21 protein-coding genes and 6 tRNA genes are annotated in these 17516 nt (G+C 35.2%); 20 read left to right on the top strand and 7 right to left on the bottom strand.

Annotated elements, in window-relative coordinates:
- Positions 1-30: 30 nt before the first annotated feature.
- Positions 31-1353 carry a DEAD/DEAH box helicase gene (locus VIG73_RS15455; protein ID WP_331643656.1) on the top strand — a complete coding sequence of 441 codons (1323 nt, stop codon included), beginning with the start codon at positions 31-33 and terminating at the stop codon, positions 1351-1353.
- Between the two features lie 20 nt (positions 1354-1373).
- Positions 1374-2264 carry a deoxyribonuclease IV gene (locus VIG73_RS15450; protein WP_331643654.1) on the top strand — a complete coding sequence of 297 codons (891 nt, stop codon included), beginning with the start codon at positions 1374-1376 and terminating at the stop codon, positions 2262-2264.
- A 22-nt stretch (positions 2265-2286) separates the two neighbouring features.
- Here the strand turns inward: VIG73_RS15450 and VIG73_RS15445 are convergent, their stop codons facing one another.
- Entirely contained in the window at positions 2287-2568 is a 282-nt protein-coding gene (locus VIG73_RS15445; RefSeq protein ID WP_331643652.1) for a DUF2624 family protein, read from the bottom strand.
- Between the two features lie 133 nt (positions 2569-2701).
- Here VIG73_RS15445 and VIG73_RS15440 point away from each other — a divergent pair, with 133 nt between their 5' ends.
- Positions 2702-3001: a DUF4190 domain-containing protein gene (locus VIG73_RS15440; RefSeq protein WP_331643650.1), complete on the top strand. Its 300-nt coding sequence runs from the start codon at positions 2702-2704 to the stop codon at positions 2999-3001.
- Positions 3002-3011: 10 nt separating this feature from the next.
- Here VIG73_RS15440 and VIG73_RS15435 read toward each other — a convergent pair whose 3' ends face one another.
- A complete protein-coding gene (locus VIG73_RS15435; protein ID WP_331643648.1) occupies positions 3012-3347 on the bottom strand; it encodes a hypothetical protein in 336 nt (111 codons plus the stop codon).
- A 66-nt stretch (positions 3348-3413) separates the two neighbouring features.
- Between VIG73_RS15435 and VIG73_RS15430 the strand changes: the two genes are divergently transcribed.
- From VIG73_RS15430 to VIG73_RS15385, 10 genes are all read left to right on the top strand, one after another.
- The gene (locus tag VIG73_RS15430; RefSeq protein ID WP_331643646.1) at positions 3414-4049 is read left to right on the top strand and encodes an NfeD family protein; all 636 of its coding nucleotides are present in this window, start codon (positions 3414-3416) and stop codon (positions 4047-4049) included.
- A gap of 130 nt (positions 4050-4179) precedes the next feature.
- A complete protein-coding gene (locus tag VIG73_RS15425) occupies positions 4180-5808 on the top strand; it encodes a Na/Pi cotransporter family protein (protein WP_331643644.1) in 1629 nt (542 codons plus the stop codon).
- A gap of 528 nt (positions 5809-6336) precedes the next feature.
- Positions 6337-6411: transfer RNA gene (locus tag VIG73_RS15420), tRNA-Asn, on the top strand.
- A gap of 4 nt (positions 6412-6415) precedes the next feature.
- A tRNA-Met gene (locus tag VIG73_RS15415) sits at positions 6416-6489 on the top strand.
- Between the two features lie 23 nt (positions 6490-6512).
- Positions 6513-6588, top strand: a tRNA-His gene (locus tag VIG73_RS15410).
- A gap of 14 nt (positions 6589-6602) precedes the next feature.
- Positions 6603-6679: transfer RNA gene (locus VIG73_RS15405), tRNA-Ile, on the top strand.
- A 12-nt stretch (positions 6680-6691) separates the two neighbouring features.
- Positions 6692-6784, top strand: a tRNA-Ser gene (locus VIG73_RS15400).
- 43 nt (positions 6785-6827) lie between these two features.
- Positions 6828-6900 (top strand) — tRNA-Phe (locus VIG73_RS15395).
- A 172-nt stretch (positions 6901-7072) separates the two neighbouring features.
- Entirely contained in the window at positions 7073-7681 is a 609-nt protein-coding gene (locus tag VIG73_RS15390; RefSeq protein WP_331643642.1) for a superoxide dismutase, read from the top strand.
- Between the two features lie 142 nt (positions 7682-7823).
- On the top strand, positions 7824-9950 hold the full coding sequence (locus VIG73_RS15385) for a penicillin-binding protein 2 (RefSeq protein WP_331643640.1): 2127 nt from the start codon (positions 7824-7826) through the stop codon (positions 9948-9950).
- Positions 9951-9992: 42 nt separating this feature from the next.
- Here VIG73_RS15385 and VIG73_RS15380 read toward each other — a convergent pair whose 3' ends face one another.
- Positions 9993-10565, bottom strand: coding sequence for a hypothetical protein (locus VIG73_RS15380; protein WP_331643635.1), 573 nt, complete (start codon positions 10563-10565; stop codon positions 9993-9995).
- Between the two features lie 55 nt (positions 10566-10620).
- Entirely contained in the window at positions 10621-10839 is a 219-nt protein-coding gene (locus VIG73_RS15375; protein ID WP_331643633.1) for a hypothetical protein, read from the bottom strand.
- A 169-nt stretch (positions 10840-11008) separates the two neighbouring features.
- On the opposite strand from VIG73_RS15375, the gene rpmG reads away from it, so the two are divergent.
- From rpmG to VIG73_RS15355, 4 genes are all read left to right on the top strand, one after another.
- On the top strand, positions 11009-11158 hold the full coding sequence (rpmG, locus tag VIG73_RS15370; RefSeq protein WP_146936974.1) for a 50S ribosomal protein L33: 150 nt from the start codon (positions 11009-11011) through the stop codon (positions 11156-11158).
- 69 nt (positions 11159-11227) lie between these two features.
- Positions 11228-11806 carry a 5-formyltetrahydrofolate cyclo-ligase gene (locus tag VIG73_RS15365; protein WP_331643630.1) on the top strand — a complete coding sequence of 193 codons (579 nt, stop codon included), beginning with the start codon at positions 11228-11230 and terminating at the stop codon, positions 11804-11806.
- 44 nt (positions 11807-11850) lie between these two features.
- Positions 11851-12036 carry a hypothetical protein gene (locus VIG73_RS15360; protein WP_331643628.1) on the top strand — a complete coding sequence of 62 codons (186 nt, stop codon included), beginning with the start codon at positions 11851-11853 and terminating at the stop codon, positions 12034-12036.
- 153 nt (positions 12037-12189) lie between these two features.
- A complete protein-coding gene (locus tag VIG73_RS15355) occupies positions 12190-13653 on the top strand; it encodes a rhomboid family intramembrane serine protease (protein WP_331643626.1) in 1464 nt (487 codons plus the stop codon).
- Here VIG73_RS15355 and VIG73_RS15350 read toward each other — a convergent pair.
- Positions 13650-14492, bottom strand: coding sequence for a hypothetical protein (locus VIG73_RS15350; RefSeq protein WP_331643624.1), 843 nt, complete (start codon positions 14490-14492; stop codon positions 13650-13652). The genes VIG73_RS15355 and VIG73_RS15350 overlap by 4 nt on opposite strands.
- Positions 14493-14819: 327 nt before the next feature.
- Here VIG73_RS15350 and VIG73_RS15345 point away from each other — a divergent pair, with 327 nt between their 5' ends.
- Together VIG73_RS15345 and VIG73_RS15340 are read left to right on the top strand one after the other, a co-directional pair.
- The gene (locus tag VIG73_RS15345; RefSeq protein WP_331643622.1) at positions 14820-15026 is read left to right on the top strand and encodes a YqgQ family protein; all 207 of its coding nucleotides are present in this window, start codon (positions 14820-14822) and stop codon (positions 15024-15026) included.
- Entirely contained in the window at positions 15023-15979 is a 957-nt protein-coding gene (locus tag VIG73_RS15340; RefSeq protein WP_331643620.1) for an ROK family glucokinase, read from the top strand. Before VIG73_RS15345 ends, VIG73_RS15340 begins: the two co-directional genes overlap by 4 nt.
- Positions 15980-16022: 43 nt before the next feature.
- On the opposite strand, the gene VIG73_RS15335 is transcribed toward VIG73_RS15340, so the two are convergent.
- Entirely contained in the window at positions 16023-16202 is a 180-nt protein-coding gene (locus tag VIG73_RS15335; RefSeq protein ID WP_331643618.1) for a DUF2759 family protein, read from the bottom strand.
- 166 nt (positions 16203-16368) lie between these two features.
- On the opposite strand from VIG73_RS15335, the gene VIG73_RS15330 reads away from it, so the two are divergent.
- Positions 16369-16995 carry an MBL fold metallo-hydrolase gene (locus tag VIG73_RS15330; RefSeq protein WP_331643615.1) on the top strand — a complete coding sequence of 209 codons (627 nt, stop codon included), beginning with the start codon at positions 16369-16371 and terminating at the stop codon, positions 16993-16995.
- A gap of 223 nt (positions 16996-17218) precedes the next feature.
- On the opposite strand, the gene VIG73_RS15325 is transcribed toward VIG73_RS15330, so the two are convergent.
- On the bottom strand, positions 17219-17461 hold the full coding sequence (locus tag VIG73_RS15325; protein WP_331643613.1) for a DUF2626 domain-containing protein: 243 nt from the start codon (positions 17459-17461) through the stop codon (positions 17219-17221).
- Positions 17462-17516: the final 55 nt, after the last annotated feature.

The raw sequence follows: 17516 nt of genomic DNA, 5'->3' as shown, positions 1-17516 counted from the left end.
TGTATTGCTCGATGCAAAGGAGTTATAGCGATGGAAAAAAATCGATTCAAACAATTAGCACTGAAACCACATATACTAGACATGATCAATTCTCTAAATTTCAACCAGCCTACTGAAATACAGGAAAAAGCAATACCAGCTATTTTACAAGGAAAAGACGTCATCGGGCAATCACAGACGGGTTCGGGTAAGACGCATGCCTATTTACTCCCATTACTGCAAAAGATCGATGAAGAGAGTCAAACAGTACAGTTTGTCATTACAGCTCCTACTAGAGAGTTAGCAAGACAGATTTATGATGAAATACGAAAGATGATTGCCTTTATTAATAAAGAACATCAATGGTTTATTCGATTACTTGTTGGTGGCACAGACAAAGAAAGACTAAAGGGAAAATTAAAAATTCCTCCACATATTATTGTTGGGACACCAGGTCGAATTCTTGATTTAGTTAATGAAGGGGCTCTTTCAATCTATAATGCAAAAGCGTTTGTTATTGATGAAGCTGATTTAATGTTTGATTTAGGTTTTATTAAAGATGTTGATCGACTACTTGTTCGCTGTCATGAGGAGATTCAAGTTCTTGTATTTTCCGCGACAATACCTGACAAATTGAGTCATTTCTTTCAAAAATATTTAAAAGATCCGTACCATATAAAGATAGCTAATCAATTGTCACCCGAAACAATGGAACATCTAATGATCGCAAAGCGTCATCGGGATGAAGCTGATATTATATATGATATATCACAGGTTATTCGTCCCTACCTAGCGATTATTTTCACAAATGGGAAAGAAGAAGCTGACATACTTGGACATGAATTAATCCAAAGAGGGTTAAATGTTGGTATTTTACATGGTGGTTTACAACCTAGGGTTAGAAAACGTATCGTTAAAGATATCCAAAACCTTCGTTATCAATATATTGTAGCAACAGACTTAATTGCTCGGGGAATTGATATTGAAGGGGTAAGCCATGTCATCAATGCCCAATTACCGAAAGAAGAACATTTTTATATTCATCGTGTCGGTCGAACAGCGCGAATTAATATGGAAGGAACAGCAATTAGCATTTATGATGAGGCTGATTATTTGCTTCTGGAAAAACTGGAAGGAAAAGGATTAACCTTTCGTTATGTCGATGTCAAAGATAAAACATTTGCCGAGGCGAAACATTGGGATAATCGAAAACGCCGTCGCAAGAAAAACCAATCAGTTGACCAACAAGCATGGTCATATGTTAAGAAGCCTAAAAAAGTGAAACCAGGTTATCGTAAAAAAATGAAAAAGCAACAAGAACAAGTGAAGAAGAAACTACAAAGCAAAAATAGAAAAGGAAAATATAGAAGATAGATAAAAGAGGGTGGAATCGGATGATAAAACTTGGATCTCATGTGTCGATGAGTGGGAAGAAAATGTTATTAGGTTCGAGTGAAGAAGCTGTTTCTTATGGTGCAAATACATTTATGATTTATACGGGAGCACCACAAAATACAAGAAGAAAACCAATTGAGGAATTAAATATTGAATTAGGTTTAGCGCATATGGCCGAACATGGTATTGATGAAATCATTGTTCATGCGCCATATATTATTAATATTGCTAACACAAATAAACCACAGACTTTTGAATTAGGAGTTAATTTCCTCAGGAGTGAAATTGACCGAACAAAGGCATTGAAAGCTAAGCAGATTGTTTTACATCCTGGTGCACATGTAGGTGCTGGGGCAGAACAAGGAATTAAAAAAATAATTGAAGGTTTGAATGAAGTTCTTACGGCAGATGAAGACGTACAAATTGCTCTAGAGACGATGGCCGGAAAAGGTACTGAAATTGGCCGTTCATTTGAAGAGCTGGCTAAAATCATTGATGGGGTGACCCATAATGAACATTTATCAGTTTGTTTAGATACATGTCATATACATGATGCTGGATACGATGTCGTTAACGACTTTGATGGCGTTTTAAATGAATTTGATAAAATAGTTGGTATTGATCGGATAAAAGTCGTCCATGTCAATGATAGTAAAAATGAGTGTGGCGCTGGAAAAGATAGACACGAAAATATTGGTTTTGGTCATATTGGATTTAAGCCGCTTTATAATGTCATCATGCACCCCCAGCTAACCGACATACCAAAAATATTAGAAACGCCATATGTAGGTGAGGATAAGAAAAATAAAAAACCACCCTATAAACATGAAATTGAAATGATAAAATCAGGTGAATTTGACAAACATTTATTAGAGAAAATTAAAGAGTAAAAAGGGCTATTTTTAGCCCTTTTTACTCTTTAAACAGATAATGTAAACCATAAGTAGCGATAAATTGATCTAATAGTCTCTCCGCTTTTTTAGCCGTTGATATGGTTGTTAATTTTTCCAAGTCTGAGATTAAGTTTTTTTTGCTTTGTAATGATTCAATAGGTGTTGTTTTTAAATAATTAACAATGGCTAATGCTTCTTGTCGTGAAATTGAAAAACCATATTGGTTACTATATGATAATACTTCCTCAACTGTAATAAGTTTTATTCTCCGTTTAATCAATTCCATTATAAACTGACTCATATATCTATTCTCCTTTATTAAGACACTTCATTATATGCCAAATGATAAATAATGTTTACCAAAAAATAACGATTGTATATTTATCCTTTTTCCACAAACTATGAGCGTATCGTACTTTCTAGAAAAGGGGGTTATGGCTTTGGATCGAAATCGAAATAATTTAGATGACGATTACAGAGAGGAAACTGCTGCTGAGATTTCTGGTGATATTAACAGTGATCGTGACGACTCAAATGCAAATGCTACTTTAGGCTGGATTGCTCTTGTGTTATCCGCTATTTCATTTTTTTGGTTACCCATATTAATGGGGGCAGCTGGTATTATTGTTGGTATTTTTGCAAGACAGAGAAATGCTGAAGTATTAGGTAATATAGCCATTATTGCAGGTGCTGTATCCATTATTCTCAGTTTATTTATCGATCCATTCACTTAGGAAAGTCCCCTTAATGGGGCTTTCCTTTAAAATCATATTTTGGGAAGAAATAAAAGTGCCCATCTTTTAATTGGTAAGGATTCGAATTAGGGTTAATCATTTTAAAGTCAGCGAGAATTTGCTTTATGTTTAGTGTATGTGGTCTGTTGCCACCATGAATTTCTTCTATAATTGATAAAACTGTTTCTCCTGTTTCAATTTGCCGTTTGATAACGTGGAAACGAATCATTTGATCTTGTTTAACTAACGGGGAATCAAGTTGTTTGTCAATTGTTATATCTTTGTATATGCTAATCAATAAGAGAAGGAACAATAGAAATATGCCTGATTTCTTTAAAATTCTCATGTTTTTTTCTCCTTTATGAAACATTTCATTCTTCTTGTTCGTATTGAAGAATGAGGAGGGATGATGATGCAAATATTCTCGTATGACTGGGTTGGTTTATTTATCGCTGGATTTGCTACTTTGTTTTTAATTGGAGAAGTTCTTGTTAATATGCGAGGCTTTTTTGGAATATTAGGATTGGGATTTATTATCGTTTATTTTTCAGTTTATGTTGAAGCTGAATCACTTATTCTAATGCTTCTTATGTATTTTATTGGTCTCATCCTTATCGTCATAGATGGTAAATTACTAAATGATGGTACATTATCAACAATTGGAGCTGCTACGATGATTTTATCAGTCGCTTTACCAGCACCTAGTTTCATTGCAGGCGTGTATGCTGTTCTTGGTGTTATGATTGGTGCAGCTAGCTCATTTTTATTTCTTAAAGTGTTTAAGCGACGTTCAATGTGGACCAAATTAACATTAAAAGACCAATTAACGACTGAGGCAGGTTACATTTCAATGAATGAAGCTTATCATGAATTATTAAACAAAGAAGGAGCGACTATTACAGATATGCGTCCAGTAGGCACCATTCAAATAAAAGGAAAAGAATACAGTGCGATTACAAATGGCTATTGGATTCCTAAAGGAACGACCATACGTGTTGTTGAAGTCGATGGAACAAAAATTCTTGTAGAACAAATAAATAATGAATAAATGTTTCATTATAAAAAAAGAATTGTAAAGTTAATGTAAATTTCACGTGAATTATCTTTACAATTGCTTTTTTTTTGTCATAATAGAATAGGTTGACATAAAACTGACATAGTGAAGGGATGAATGACCATTGGACTTTGATATTCAAGGAGTCTTGTTCGAATTCCTTGGAGGGCTCGGAATATTTTTACTAGGGATTAAGTATATGGGAGACGGCTTACAAAAGTCAGCAGGCGATCGGTTGCGTGAAATTCTTGATCGTTTTACAAGTAACCCGTTTCTTGGTGTTCTAGCTGGAATTATTGTAACAATCCTCATTCAAAGTAGTTCTGGAACGACTGTCTTAACAGTAGGATTAGTTAATGCTGGTTTTATGACTTTAAGACAAGCTATTGGAGTCATAATGGGGGCGAATATCGGAACAACTGTTACGGCATTTATTATTGGTTTTGATATCGGAGAATATTCATTGCCAATTGTTGCAATCGGAAGCTTTATGTTATTCTTTTTCAAACATAAGAAAGTCACTGCTATTGGACAAGCTGTATTCGGTTTTGGAGCACTTTTTCTAGGTCTGGAACTCATGAGTAATGGTATGAAACCATTACGTTATTTAGATACTTTTCACCAATTAACAATTGATATGAGTACAAGTCCAATTCTCGGTGTTGTCATTGGGACTGTCTTTACATTAATTGTTCAAAGTTCAAGTGCGACAATTGGAATTTTGCAAGGATTATTTTCTGAAGGTTTAATCGAACTTAATGCTGCGCTACCAGTATTGTTTGGAGATAATTTAGGAACGACAATTACAGCAGTTTTAGCCGCACTAGGGGCATCTGTTGCTGCAAAGCGTGCTGCATTAACACATGTTATCTTTAACGTCATTGGTGCAACGATATTTCTGATTTTTCTTGGTACGTTTACAACTTTCGTAGAATTTTTACAAAGTTATTTTAATTTAAATCCTGAAATGACATTAGCATTTGCTCATGGAAGTTTTAACATTGTGAATACAATCATCCAGTTTCCATTTATTGCTGGATTAGCTTGGTTGGTAACAAAAATAATTCCTGGTAAAGATGTCATTATCGAATATAAGCCGAAACATTTAGACCCCATATTTATCCAACAATCACCTGCTGTTGCTTTAGACCAAGCGAAAGCAGAGATAGTTCGTATGGGTGAGTATGCTTATAAAGGTTTAGAAGAAACCAATTTATACTTAACAACACAACAGCCTTCACATTCCGAAATGGCTATGCAAATCGAAGGTGCCCTAAATAATTTAGATCGAAGCATTACAGAATACTTAGTTGATTTATCAGCTATGTCGATGTCAGATGAACAAAGTGAAAAACATACATCATTAATGGACATGGTCCGTGACATCGAAAGAATTGGTGACCATTTCGAGAATATTATCGAATTAATTGATTATAAAATATCAAATAAAGTAGTCCTAACAGAACAAGCTCAAGAAGATTTAAATAATATGTTTGATTTAACAATTTTAACAGTTAAACAAGCAGTGAAATGTCTTGAAAATGATGATCGTGAAGAAGCACTAGCTGTCATACAAAAAGAAGATCAAATCGATAAAATGGAACGTATGTATCGAAAAAAACATATTATTCGTATGAACGAAGGTATTTGCCAAGGTTCTGCTGGAATCGTGTTTGTAGATATTATTAGTAATTTAGAACGAATCGGTGACCATGCTGTTAATATTGCAGAGGAAGTTTTAGGAGAGTATTAAGAGGCTGAGGCAAAATGCCAGTAAATATAAAAAGAGGTTAGGAAGTCCATCTTGAGATGGAATGAGCTAACTTCTTTTTATTTTAATTAAATGAAAAAAGATTCAAACAATCATTGAAGATAATCAACCGAAAAAGTTCCAGTTATCAAAGACCTTTTGATGTATTCTTGGCTAGTTATGTCCTAATCACTTTTATACCATTATTTATTATTTTGTGTTGAACTTTTATAGAGAAGGTGGTATAGTAATTATTGTCGTTTTTATTTGATGACTACATATTTACATTTTTTGACAAAAAATGCAAAATAGCTATTGACGATTCGATATAAACATGGTAATATAATTCTTGTCGCTACTTTAATAGCGAGATTATATTCCACAGTAGCTCAGTGGTAGAGCAACGAGCAAAGCATCTGCCGAAAAAGCTACGAGTAACCCCGAAGCATATAACATCTTCGAATAGCTAGAAGATGCAGGGGTGAGATTAAGTAATTAGTTAATACAAGACATATGAACGATTTATTATATTCCACAGTAGCTCAGTGGTAGAGCAATCGGCTGTTAACCGATCGGTCGTAGGTTCGAATCCTACCTGTGGAGCCAACATGGCGGCGTAGCTCAGCTGGCGAGAGCGTACGGTTCATACCCGTGAGGTCGTGGGTTCGATCCCCTCCGCCGCTATTTTTAACAATAAATAATTAATGGCGGTCGTGGCGAAGTGGTTAACGCACCGGATTGTGGCTCCGGCACGCGTGGGTTCAAATCCCACCGGTCGCCCCATTTTAAGTATATTGGGACCCTTAGCTCAGTTGGTTAGAGCAATCGGCTCATAACCGATTGGTCGCAGGTTCGAGTCCTGCAGGGTCCACCATTTAAGTATTATGGAGGTATACCCAAGTCTGGCTGAAGGGGTCGGTCTTGAAAACCGAAAGGGGTGTCAAAGCCCGCGGGGGTTCGAATCCCTCTACCTCCTCCATTTAATATTTATACATACGAGTTGCTAAAAACAAAACAGATACGGCTCGGTAGCTCAGTCGGTAGAGCAAAGGACTGAAAATCCTTGTGTCGGCGGTTCGATTCCGTCCCGAGCCATCCCAAGCTAATGATTAAACAATCATTAGCTTTTTCTATTTTTAGGGGTTTCTCCTATGATTATAGGGAAAAATATGCAAAACGGTTGCAAGTATGAGCAACAATTGGTATCTTCAATATAAAGGATACATTTATTTCCTTTTGAATATATTTTTTTAAGGAGGAATTTTTAATGGCATTTGAATTACCGAAATTACCATACGCATATGATGCACTTGAGCCACATATTGATAAAGAAACGATGAATATTCATCATACAAAGCATCATAACACATATGTCACAAATTTAAATGGTGCACTAGAAGGCCATGCTGATTTACAAGGCAAGTCCTTGGAGGAGCTAATTAGCAACTTAGATGCATTACCAGAATCAATTCGTACAGCTGTACGTAACAATGGTGGTGGCCATGCGAACCATAGCTTGTTCTGGAACCTTTTATCACCTAATGGTGGTGGCGAACCAAGTGGTGAGTTAGCTGATAAAATCAATGAAACATTTGGTAGCTTCGATAAATTTAAAGAAGAATTTGAAGCTGCTGCAAAAGGACGTTTCGGTTCAGGTTGGGGTTGGCTCGTTCTTAACAAAGGTAACCTTGAAATTATGAGTACTCCAAACCAAGATTCCCCTATTATGGAAGGGAAAACACCTTTACTTGGCGTCGACGTTTGGGAGCACGCTTATTACTTAAAATATCAAAATAGACGTCCTGAATATTTATCAGCATTTTGGAATGTTGTAAACTGGGAGCAAGTCGAAAAGAACTACAATGATGCTAAATAATCATATGACATATATTAACACATCGGTATTTATTTCATACCGATGTGTTTTTTATTTTTAAAACATATGATAAAACCGTTAAACAATTTGAATTTGATGGTATAATAGTAACGGAGAAAATGATGTCAAGTGGGGGAAAAAGATGTCACGAAAAGATGAAAAAAAGAAGCAAAGACGTGTACCAATACGTTTAAATATATTGTTCTTTATTGTATTCCTATTGTTTTCGGTGCTTATTTTACAACTTGGAGTTGTACAAATTTTAAATGGTGAAGCCTATCAAAAGGAAATTGATCGTACCATTAAAGATCGAACGAAAATACCTGTACCTCGTGGAAAAATATATGATCGGAATCAGACATTAATTGTCGATAATAAATCACTCTATTCTATTACGTATACACCTCCAAAAGGAGTTCAAGCAAGAGATCGCCTTAAAGTAGCTAAAGAATTATCCAAATATATAACAATGTATGATGCGAATGACCCAGAGGATAAAAAGAAAAAAATTAAAACTATTACAGAACGAGATCGGAAAGAATATTGGTTTTTGCTTGGGAAAAATAAGAAAAATGAAAAACTGGTTAATAAACGATTAACAAAAAAAGAAAAAGAAGAATTGGATCATGGAGAGCAATATAAGTTAATGTTGGAACGAATTACTGAAGAAGAGATTGCTCAACTTACTGAAAAAGATGAAGATATTATCCTAATTAAAAAAGAATTAGACAAAGCTTATTCTTTAACACCACAAATTGTTAAAAATGAAGGTGTAACACCAACCGAATATGCTTTAGTTGCGGAGCATTTAGATGAGCTTCCAGGAATCAATGCGACAACTGATTGGGATCGAGAATACCCATTAGATGATACATTAAAAAATTTATTAGGATCCATTACGACAGAAAAAAGAGGAATACCAAAAGAAAAGGTTCAGCATTATTTAGCAAAAGGATACAGCCGAAATGACCGGGTTGGTATTAGTGGATTAGAGGAACAGTATGAGGACGTATTACGTGGAAGAAAAGAACAAATTGAATATACAACAGATAAAAAAGGGAATATTATTGATGCAAAAACAGTTGTCGAAGGGAAAAGGGGAAAAGACCTTGTTCTAACAATTGATATTGAATACCAAGAACGTTTAGTAAAGGTCGTCCAAAAGCATCTAAAAAATGCTATCAATCACTCGTCAGCGAATCGCTTTTTAGAAGATGCAATCGCTATTGCCATGGATCCTAAAACAGGTGAAATCCTTGCTCTAACAGGACAACATTATAACCGTAAAACGGGAAAATTTGAAAGCCATGACTATAAAGTGCTTTATGATGCTCATCGTCCAGGATCTGCGATTAAAGGTGCAACCGTTCTAGCTGGATTTCAATCTGGAGTAGCTACGCCAGGACAACAATTTTTCGATACGCCGATAAAAATTGCTGGGACACCAGTTAAAAAGTCCGTCAATAATATGGGATGGGTAAATGATTTGGAAGCACTGAGACGTTCCTCTAACGTGTATATGTTTAATATCGCCATGCGTATGGGGGGCGAATATCATTACAGTCCAAATAAGAATATCAAGTTTAATCCGGCTTCATTACAAGAAATTCGCAACTATTTTAGCCAGTTCGGTTTAGGAGTTAAAACAGGCGTTGATTATCCATATGAAGCAACAGGATATAAAGGATCAAATCCACCGAATTTATTAGACTATTCCATTGGACAATATGATACGTATACAGCCATTCAATTGGTCCAATATATTTCAACGATTGCAAATGGAGGCTACAGGATGAAGCCACATTTTGTGAAGGAAATTCATGAGCCAATTGCACGGGATGATGACGAGTTAGGTCCTGTTTATAAAAACCACCACCCTGAAGTATTAAATCGTGTTCAAATGAAAGACGAGTGGATTGAACGCGTTCAACAAGGTTTACGTTTAGTATACTCAAGTGGTACAGCTTCTCGCTTCTTTTCCAATAAACCATATAATCCAGCTGGAAAGACAGGGACAGCGGAAAATGAAGTTCATGATGAAATTACGGGGCAAAAGTTAGGTGACACGAATAATTTAGTTTTAGTTGGTTATGCACCATTTGATGAGCCGGAAATTGCGTTTGCTGTTATTGTACCTAATTTAGGAGCGATCAGGGGACAATATCCAATTAGTAATCAAATTGGTCAAGGTATTTTAGATGAGTACTTTGATTTAAAAAAATCGCGAGAGCAAGGTACAATTTCTGAAACAGGTGAAGATGAAGAATAATCATTCAAACAAAAAAGGGCTATCAGGCCCTTTTTTGTTTGGTTATTTTGTTATCGCTTTTGCAATTTCTTCATACGTCATATCGCTTTTAATTTTGAATTCACCTAACTGAACTCTTTGACTATAATCCTTATCCTCTAGGAATTCATTGAATTTTTGAGCATCATCAATAATCTTATTTTTCTCAAGCATTTCACCAACTTTTGATGAAGGCATACCTGATTCAATGACTAATTTATATGTTTTTACATCATCTTTTTTATCTTTTTTCTTTGTTGATTTTTTCTGGTTATCTTTTTTATCTGTCTTTTGCTCGTTTGTTTTGGATGATTCTTTCTTTTCTGTTGAATCTGTTGTTTTTTCATCTGCTGAAGCAATTTGTTGTTTTTTTGCATCTTTATTCGTTTGGTTTTGCTGATCTTTTGTAACGGATAATGTGATATATTCTTCTTCTGTCATGACACGATAACCTTGTTTCTTCATTTCTTCAACCATGTCATCTACTGATAAATCCTGTTGCATATGTGCTGGTTGATCTGAGAAGTAATAAATACCTACAAGAAGTATCCCTGCTGTTAAAAGCCCTAACGCAAAGGAGCGTACAGTTTGTTTCAACGATAATCCTCCTTTCATAAACATCATCAAGTTGGTCAGATGCTTGTCCCAAAAATTATTTTCTTAGAGTTGATGCATCCTCTTGGAAACCATCAGTTAATATTTCTTCCTCGAGAATTTTAATTTTCTTCTTTAATTGATATGTATCCTGCATATTCGAAAGAGACATTTGTTCAACTTGGTTTTCTAAATCATCTATGCGATCTTTCATAAACAAGGATAATATTAATAACACAACCGCAACTACAATGACGGTAATTCCTGCATAAATCATTTTCTCCCCTCCATTTCAGTCTTACTATAGTTATATCATACTTAAGAAGAAGATAAAACTATAAAATAATAAATCTCCCTTGATTGCTATGTAAACATTTGCTATCATATAAAGGTCAAATGAAACACATGATACGTTGTTTATGGAATAATAGTTTGGAGGGATACAAATGCGTGTAAATATTACCTTAGCTTGTACTGAAACAGGAGATCGTAACTATATTACGACAAAAAACAAGCGTACGAATCCTGAGCGCTTAGAACTAAAAAAATATTCACCTCGTTTAAAACGACACACGTTACATCGTGAAACAAAATAATGTCGTATTATAAACCTTTATCAGCATTGTTTGATAGGGGTTTTTTTCATATTGAAAGGGTGGAAACTAATGGATAAGTCAAGCTTAAGGCGTCTAGTAATTGATAAGTTAAAACAAATCTCTCCTGAAGAGAAAGCTGAGATTGAACGTCAGTTACATAATCATTTATTTGCCTCAAATGAATGGAAGAAAGCAACTATATTAGCAGTCACCATATCGCGGGGAATTGAATGGGATACAGACCAAATTATTAAACAGGCTTGGAAAGAAGGAAAAACGGTAGTTATTCCCAAATGCAAACCGAAATCTAAGGAGCTTATCTTCTATAAGTACAAAGAAGGCGACCAGCTAGAACAGACATACTACCAACTATGGGAACCGATTCCTGACAGAGCAACCGCCGTATTAAAAAATAATATTGATCTTATCGTTGTCCCAGGCGTTGTTTTTGATAAAAATGGCTATCGAATTGGATTTGGTGGTGGCTATTATGATCGGTACCTAGTTGATTATACGAAAGATACAGTGGCGCTCCTACATACGAAACAATTGGCGAATCAAATTCCTAAAGAGTATTTTGACATCCCCGTTAAACAACTGATTACGGAAAAAGGAAAAATAAATCCCTTCTTATCGTCTCATGCATAATAATCCCCTGATTAAGGATAATAGTTCAACAAGGGGGTGCAAGCATGAGATATATCATTATCATATTGACCACCATTAGTGGCTTAGCTTTGTTAATTAAGCAACGTATGAGAATTTTAAATATGTTGTTGTCAATTGGTTTGTTACGAAAATTGATTGTTCGATTTATATTTAGTCGGCCACAAATTCGTTCACGGGTGATGGCGAGTATGATACCGAATAAGAACTAATGGAGTTGTAGAAAGCAACTCCTATTTTAAATATAATAATGGTATGATATATAGGTACAGATAAGTAGGAGGGGGGCGGGAAAAATTCATATTGAACAGGAATATATTCAGTATGCTGTAGCTAATCATTTAATCACTGAACAACAATATGAAATGATGCATATCGATGTTGTTAATCATGAGCTTTGGTTAAAAAAGGCTGTAACAAAGCGTGACGTACAAATCATTCGGCTTGTAGCTCGTGAATTTCATTGGAAAAATCATTTGAAAAATGATTTACTTCACGTATTCAAGCGCCTTGAACATGTATTCAAAAGAAAACAAGTTACGATTTATAATGTTTATGTTGCTGCGCACAGCCCAGTTGATTCATGGGACTTGTTAAAGCGACCCATCCATTTAGAATCTCGGGAAATGATCATGCATTTATTTTATCTTGATGTTTTTATGGAAAATCGTGAGATGGCCCGCTTAAGTGCCGCCCTTAAAATCAGTCCCATTTCATCACGATACGAGATAGATGTCATTCAAGCGACTCAACAATTGAAATATCGTTTAACAACGCTATTAAATGATAAAATTAAATATGAAAAAAACGTATTTTCTTTCGGAAAACCATTTTTTACATATATATTGATTGTTATTAATGCTATTATGTTTCTGTTCATGGAGATAAATGGTGGGACAACAGATACAGTCAATTTAATTAAATTCGGTGCTAAGTATAACCCCGCTATGCTCGTTGATGGGGAATGGTGGCGGCTTATTACATCCATGTTTATTCATATAGGTTTTTTCCATCTATTTATGAATATGCTCGCATTATTCTATCTCGGGCAAGTCGTCGAAAGAATATATGGAGCCGTTCGATTTCTGATGATCTATTTACTTGCTGGAATTGGCGGGAGCATATCGAGCTTCGCTTTTACTGAAAATGTTTCCGCGGGTGCTTCTGGAGCGATATTTGGTTTATTTGGTGCAATTTTATTCTTTGGGATTTATTATAAAGAATTATTTTTTAAAACAATGGGATTGAATATTATCTTTCTTGTTGGTTTAAATGTGGCAACCGGTTTTATGATTCCGGCTATTGACAATGCCGCTCATCTCGGTGGATTATTTGCTGGTTTTCTAGCATCAGGTATCGTCCATTTACCAAAGAAGAAAAGCTGGTCTATTCGGGCATTGGCCACAGCCAGTTTAGTCGGTTTGATAACTGTCATTTTTCTGTACGGTACATCGCAACATAAGGATACACCCGAATATGATTGGTATTTAACGAATCATTATTTAGAGAATGAATCATATGAAGAAGTCATTCAAATGGCTACGCTTGCTTTAGAGTCGTCCGATGAATTGGAAGTAGAATTTTTATTTCAACGTTCCTTTGCTTACTTAAAACTATTAGACTATAAATCTGCTATTTCTGATTTGAAACGATTAATCGATGTCGACCCATATATACCTGAAGCGCATTATAATTTAGCACTCGCATACATTGAACTTCAGGAATACAAACGAGCTGAAGAAGTAATTAAAACGGGTTATGACTTGCACCCTGACCATGAATTAATTAAAGAAATGTATGAACAATTACGTCAAAATGGCTTTGATTAAAAAGGGATATTTTGAATAAGCTTTTGTTTTTCACCATCGATATCATATAAGATGAGCAAATGATCATGATTTTTACTAATTAAAATAATTGGAATACCAGCCTGTATCGTTTTTTTTGCTGAAACGATTGGAATCAGATAATTTTTATAGAGTCCCTCCCATAATTGTCCAATAACTTGGGCAGTTTGCTTCTGGTCCAAATTAGGGAGTGGTTTGTTACTATATTCCGGTAAATGTGTAAGTGGTATCATTTCATAGTCGTTTTGTTGAATATTAAAATGATTTATTAACTTGTCCCAAAAAGGATGTAATTGTAACTGATTAATTAATTCTTCTTTAATTCTCTGTTCTTCTACTGATTGAGCTTGATGAAATGTAATCACTTGATCCGATGATAATCGTTTAATAAATAAAGTATCAGACGACATAAGCTGCTTACTTCGTATTGTTTCTTCATTCACATGGGATTCACCGTGATGTAATGTAATCGCTTGCCAAACACGTTCATCACCTGTCAATTTTTCCTGAAAGGATATTAAATCTGTTTGTTGAAGCCATTTATTATGAATCGCTTTTAATTTCCCATCGGCATAAACAAGCGATACATCTTGACGTAAATACATCGGTTTATTTGTTTTAGAATGTACATTCCATTCTATTTCAGCATGCTTGTTTGCTAGTTTTATAATATCTAAAGTAGTTGAATGTTCAACAAACGAAACCGTTTCATCAGGTGGGAAATAAGTGATGGTTGTTTCAGTTTGACTATAAATACGGTGTAAAATGATTGTGGATAATATGATAATCACCATTAGATAGAGTGCGGTCAGTTTCTTCATTGTTATTCCATCCTTTATATGTTTTTTATCTTTGTGCCGTTACTAAGGAGGCCGGGACAAAAATAATATGATCAATTCTAAAGCCGAACATTGTACCATTTAAGGGGAGGAGATATACTTAGACTCCTAGTTGGGTATTTACGGCCACGTCCTGTGCCAATGTCGGCACTCGTACAACCAGTACGTTGTAAGTGCGACTAAGGTTCAGGTGAAGTAAAAACTCCAACTGACAACTAAGTCTACTTTATAAGATATGATGTTTTTTTGTAAATTATGTTCAGACAGCGATTTTTACGTTTTGTGGTATAATTTAAGTGGTGATTTGAAGTGAAAACAGTATATGATGTGCAGCAATTATTAAAGCGATTTGGGATATTTATTTATGTTGGCGATCGAATCGCAGATTTAGAATTGATGGAAATTGAATTAAACGAATTATATGAACAACGCTTTATTAGTACAAATGACTATCAAATAGCTGTTCTGATATTAAGAAAAGAAAAGCGGCGTATTAAAGAAGGTGATATTATATGACAAAAATTCATATTGGCATTGATATTGGAGGAACGTCAATAAAGATAGGTTTTATTGATCAAGTAGGTCAGATTATACATAAATGGGAAATACCTACTCGAAAAGAGGAATCCGGAATACATATCGTTCAGGACATTAGAGATAGTATCGTAGAGAAACAAATTGCATTATCGATTGATGATAACCAATTTGTTGGGATTGGTGTAGGTGCTCCAGGATTTATTGATCATAAGAGGGGAACCGTTCATGCAGTCAATATTGGTTGGACTGATTACCAGCTGAAACAATGTGTTCAAGAAAAGTTCAATCTTCCCGTTTGGATTGAAAACGACGCCAATATGGCTGTTTTAGGAGAAAATTGGCGTGGTGCAGGAAATGGGGAAGAGAATGTCATGCTGATTACACTTGGTACAGGTGTAGGGGGTGGCGTTATTGCTAATGGGGAACTACTACGTGGTGAAAGCGGTGCAGCAAGCGAAATAGGTCATGTAACGGTTGAGCGAAATGGAGTGACGTGTAATTGTGGAAGAGAAGGGTGTCTTGAAACAATCGCATCAGCAACAGGAATGGTTCGTCAGGCAAAAGAAACAATCGATAAGCATCCACAAAGCCATATGGCGCAATTTTATAGAAAAAACAAAGCGATTTCGGTAAAAGATCTCTTTTCATTAGCCGAACAAGGTGAACAGCTAAGTCAACAGATTATTGATAATACGACAAATGTTTTAGCTACTGCAATACAAAATATGGCAACTCTTATCAATCCTTCACGTATATTAATCGGTGGTGGTGTTTCTAATGCAGGTGAGGCATTACTTAAACCGTTAAGAGATAAATTCATTGCCAAAGCCTTACCACGAATTAGTAAACCATGTGAATTGAAATCTGCGGAACTTGGTAATGATGCTGGCATAATCGGAGCAGCCTATGTTGTCTTAGTTCATTCAAAGTAAAATAAAAAAAGCTAACATATGTTAGCTTTTTTAGGATAAATCATTACAATGCATTTTTTAAGATATCAATAATTGTTGCGATTGAAAAGAATCCAAATGTTACTGCTGATAGTCCCGCAAAAACAACAGCGAGTTTGTTTTTAAACTTAAAGGAACGAAATAATCCTGCAACTGATAAAACAGCAACAACTAAGAAAATAATTGCTAAAACCAGATGATTCATAAATAATGTCCTCCTTACAGTTCTTATCTAGTTGAAAACCATTAGTGATATATTCTATTATGTATTTAATTTAATCCTTATTTATTATACCATCTAGACAGACGCGAGGCAAATCGAAAGTGAAGTCTAGAAAATTGATTAACTTCTGGAAAGTGAGATGATTATCATGAAAATCAAACAGATGCCTCTGGGACCATTAGGAACAAATTGTTATATTGTGTATAAAGGAGATGTAGCATTAATCATTGATCCAGGTGGTGATGAAAAAGAAGTGATCTCATTCATTGATCAATATCAATTAAAGCCATTAGCAATTTTATTAACGCATGCCCATTTTGACCATATCGGAGCAGTCGGTGCATTAAGACATTTATATGATATTGATGTGTATTTAGGCAAGGACGAGCAAGAATGGCTTGAAAACCCTCATTTAAATCGCTCGACCTTAATGGGAATGGAAATAAGGACAGAATCACCGGAACATTTACTAACCCCAGGTAAACTGAACATTGATGATTTTTCGATTGATGTTTTACATACACCTGGTCATTCTCCAGGAAGCTCAAGTTTCGTCTTTACAGATGATGAACTTGTTATATCAGGTGATGTTTTGTTCCGTCATGGAGTAGGGCGGACTGACTTACCTGGGGGAAGCTTTGTTCAGTTACAATCCAGTATTCTTAATCATTTATATCATTTACCAGATCATTTTATTGTATACCCGGGACATGGACCTAAAACAACAATCGGTGAGGAAAAACAACATAATCCATTTGTTCCAGGACAGGTTTAAAGGTTAAATAAACGAAAAAAAGAGGCTGATGGGGATCAGCCTCTAAGGGGGGATGTGTTTTGCTCTTTGTTGGTTAGGGATAAAAGTTAAGCTACAATTCTTACTATATACATATATTTACAACTTGTCAATAGTGTAAAGTGAAAAAGTAAAAAAATCCCTACATCTTCAAATATGATGCGGGATTTTTTCCTTATATAGAGTGGCTATGTACAGCTAATTCCTAGTGAGCAAATCCTGGTACGAGAATAAATTCGGAGTACCAAGTGAAACCAATCATAAACAATGTCAGATAAAGTCCAAATAAGTACATATACATACGTTCTGACAGTTTCAAATAGCCTACTGTAAGGAAAAAAGCTGTTTGAACGAGGAATAATAATGCAATATCAGCACGTTCTCCGACATAAAACATAACAGTGAAAATTCCTGTCCAAAAGGCAAGCATACGAAACACTCTGTCCATGCTTTCCCCTCCTTTAGCATACCTTCTCAATTGATATTATAAACGAGTCTGACTT

Source organism: Cerasibacillus sp., assembly GCF_036516575.1.
Classification (GTDB): Bacteria; Bacillota; Bacilli; order Bacillales; family Amphibacillaceae; genus Cerasibacillus.
The sequence above is the reverse complement of the archived record's forward strand: the minus strand, read 5'-3'. Positions and strand labels throughout refer to the sequence as shown.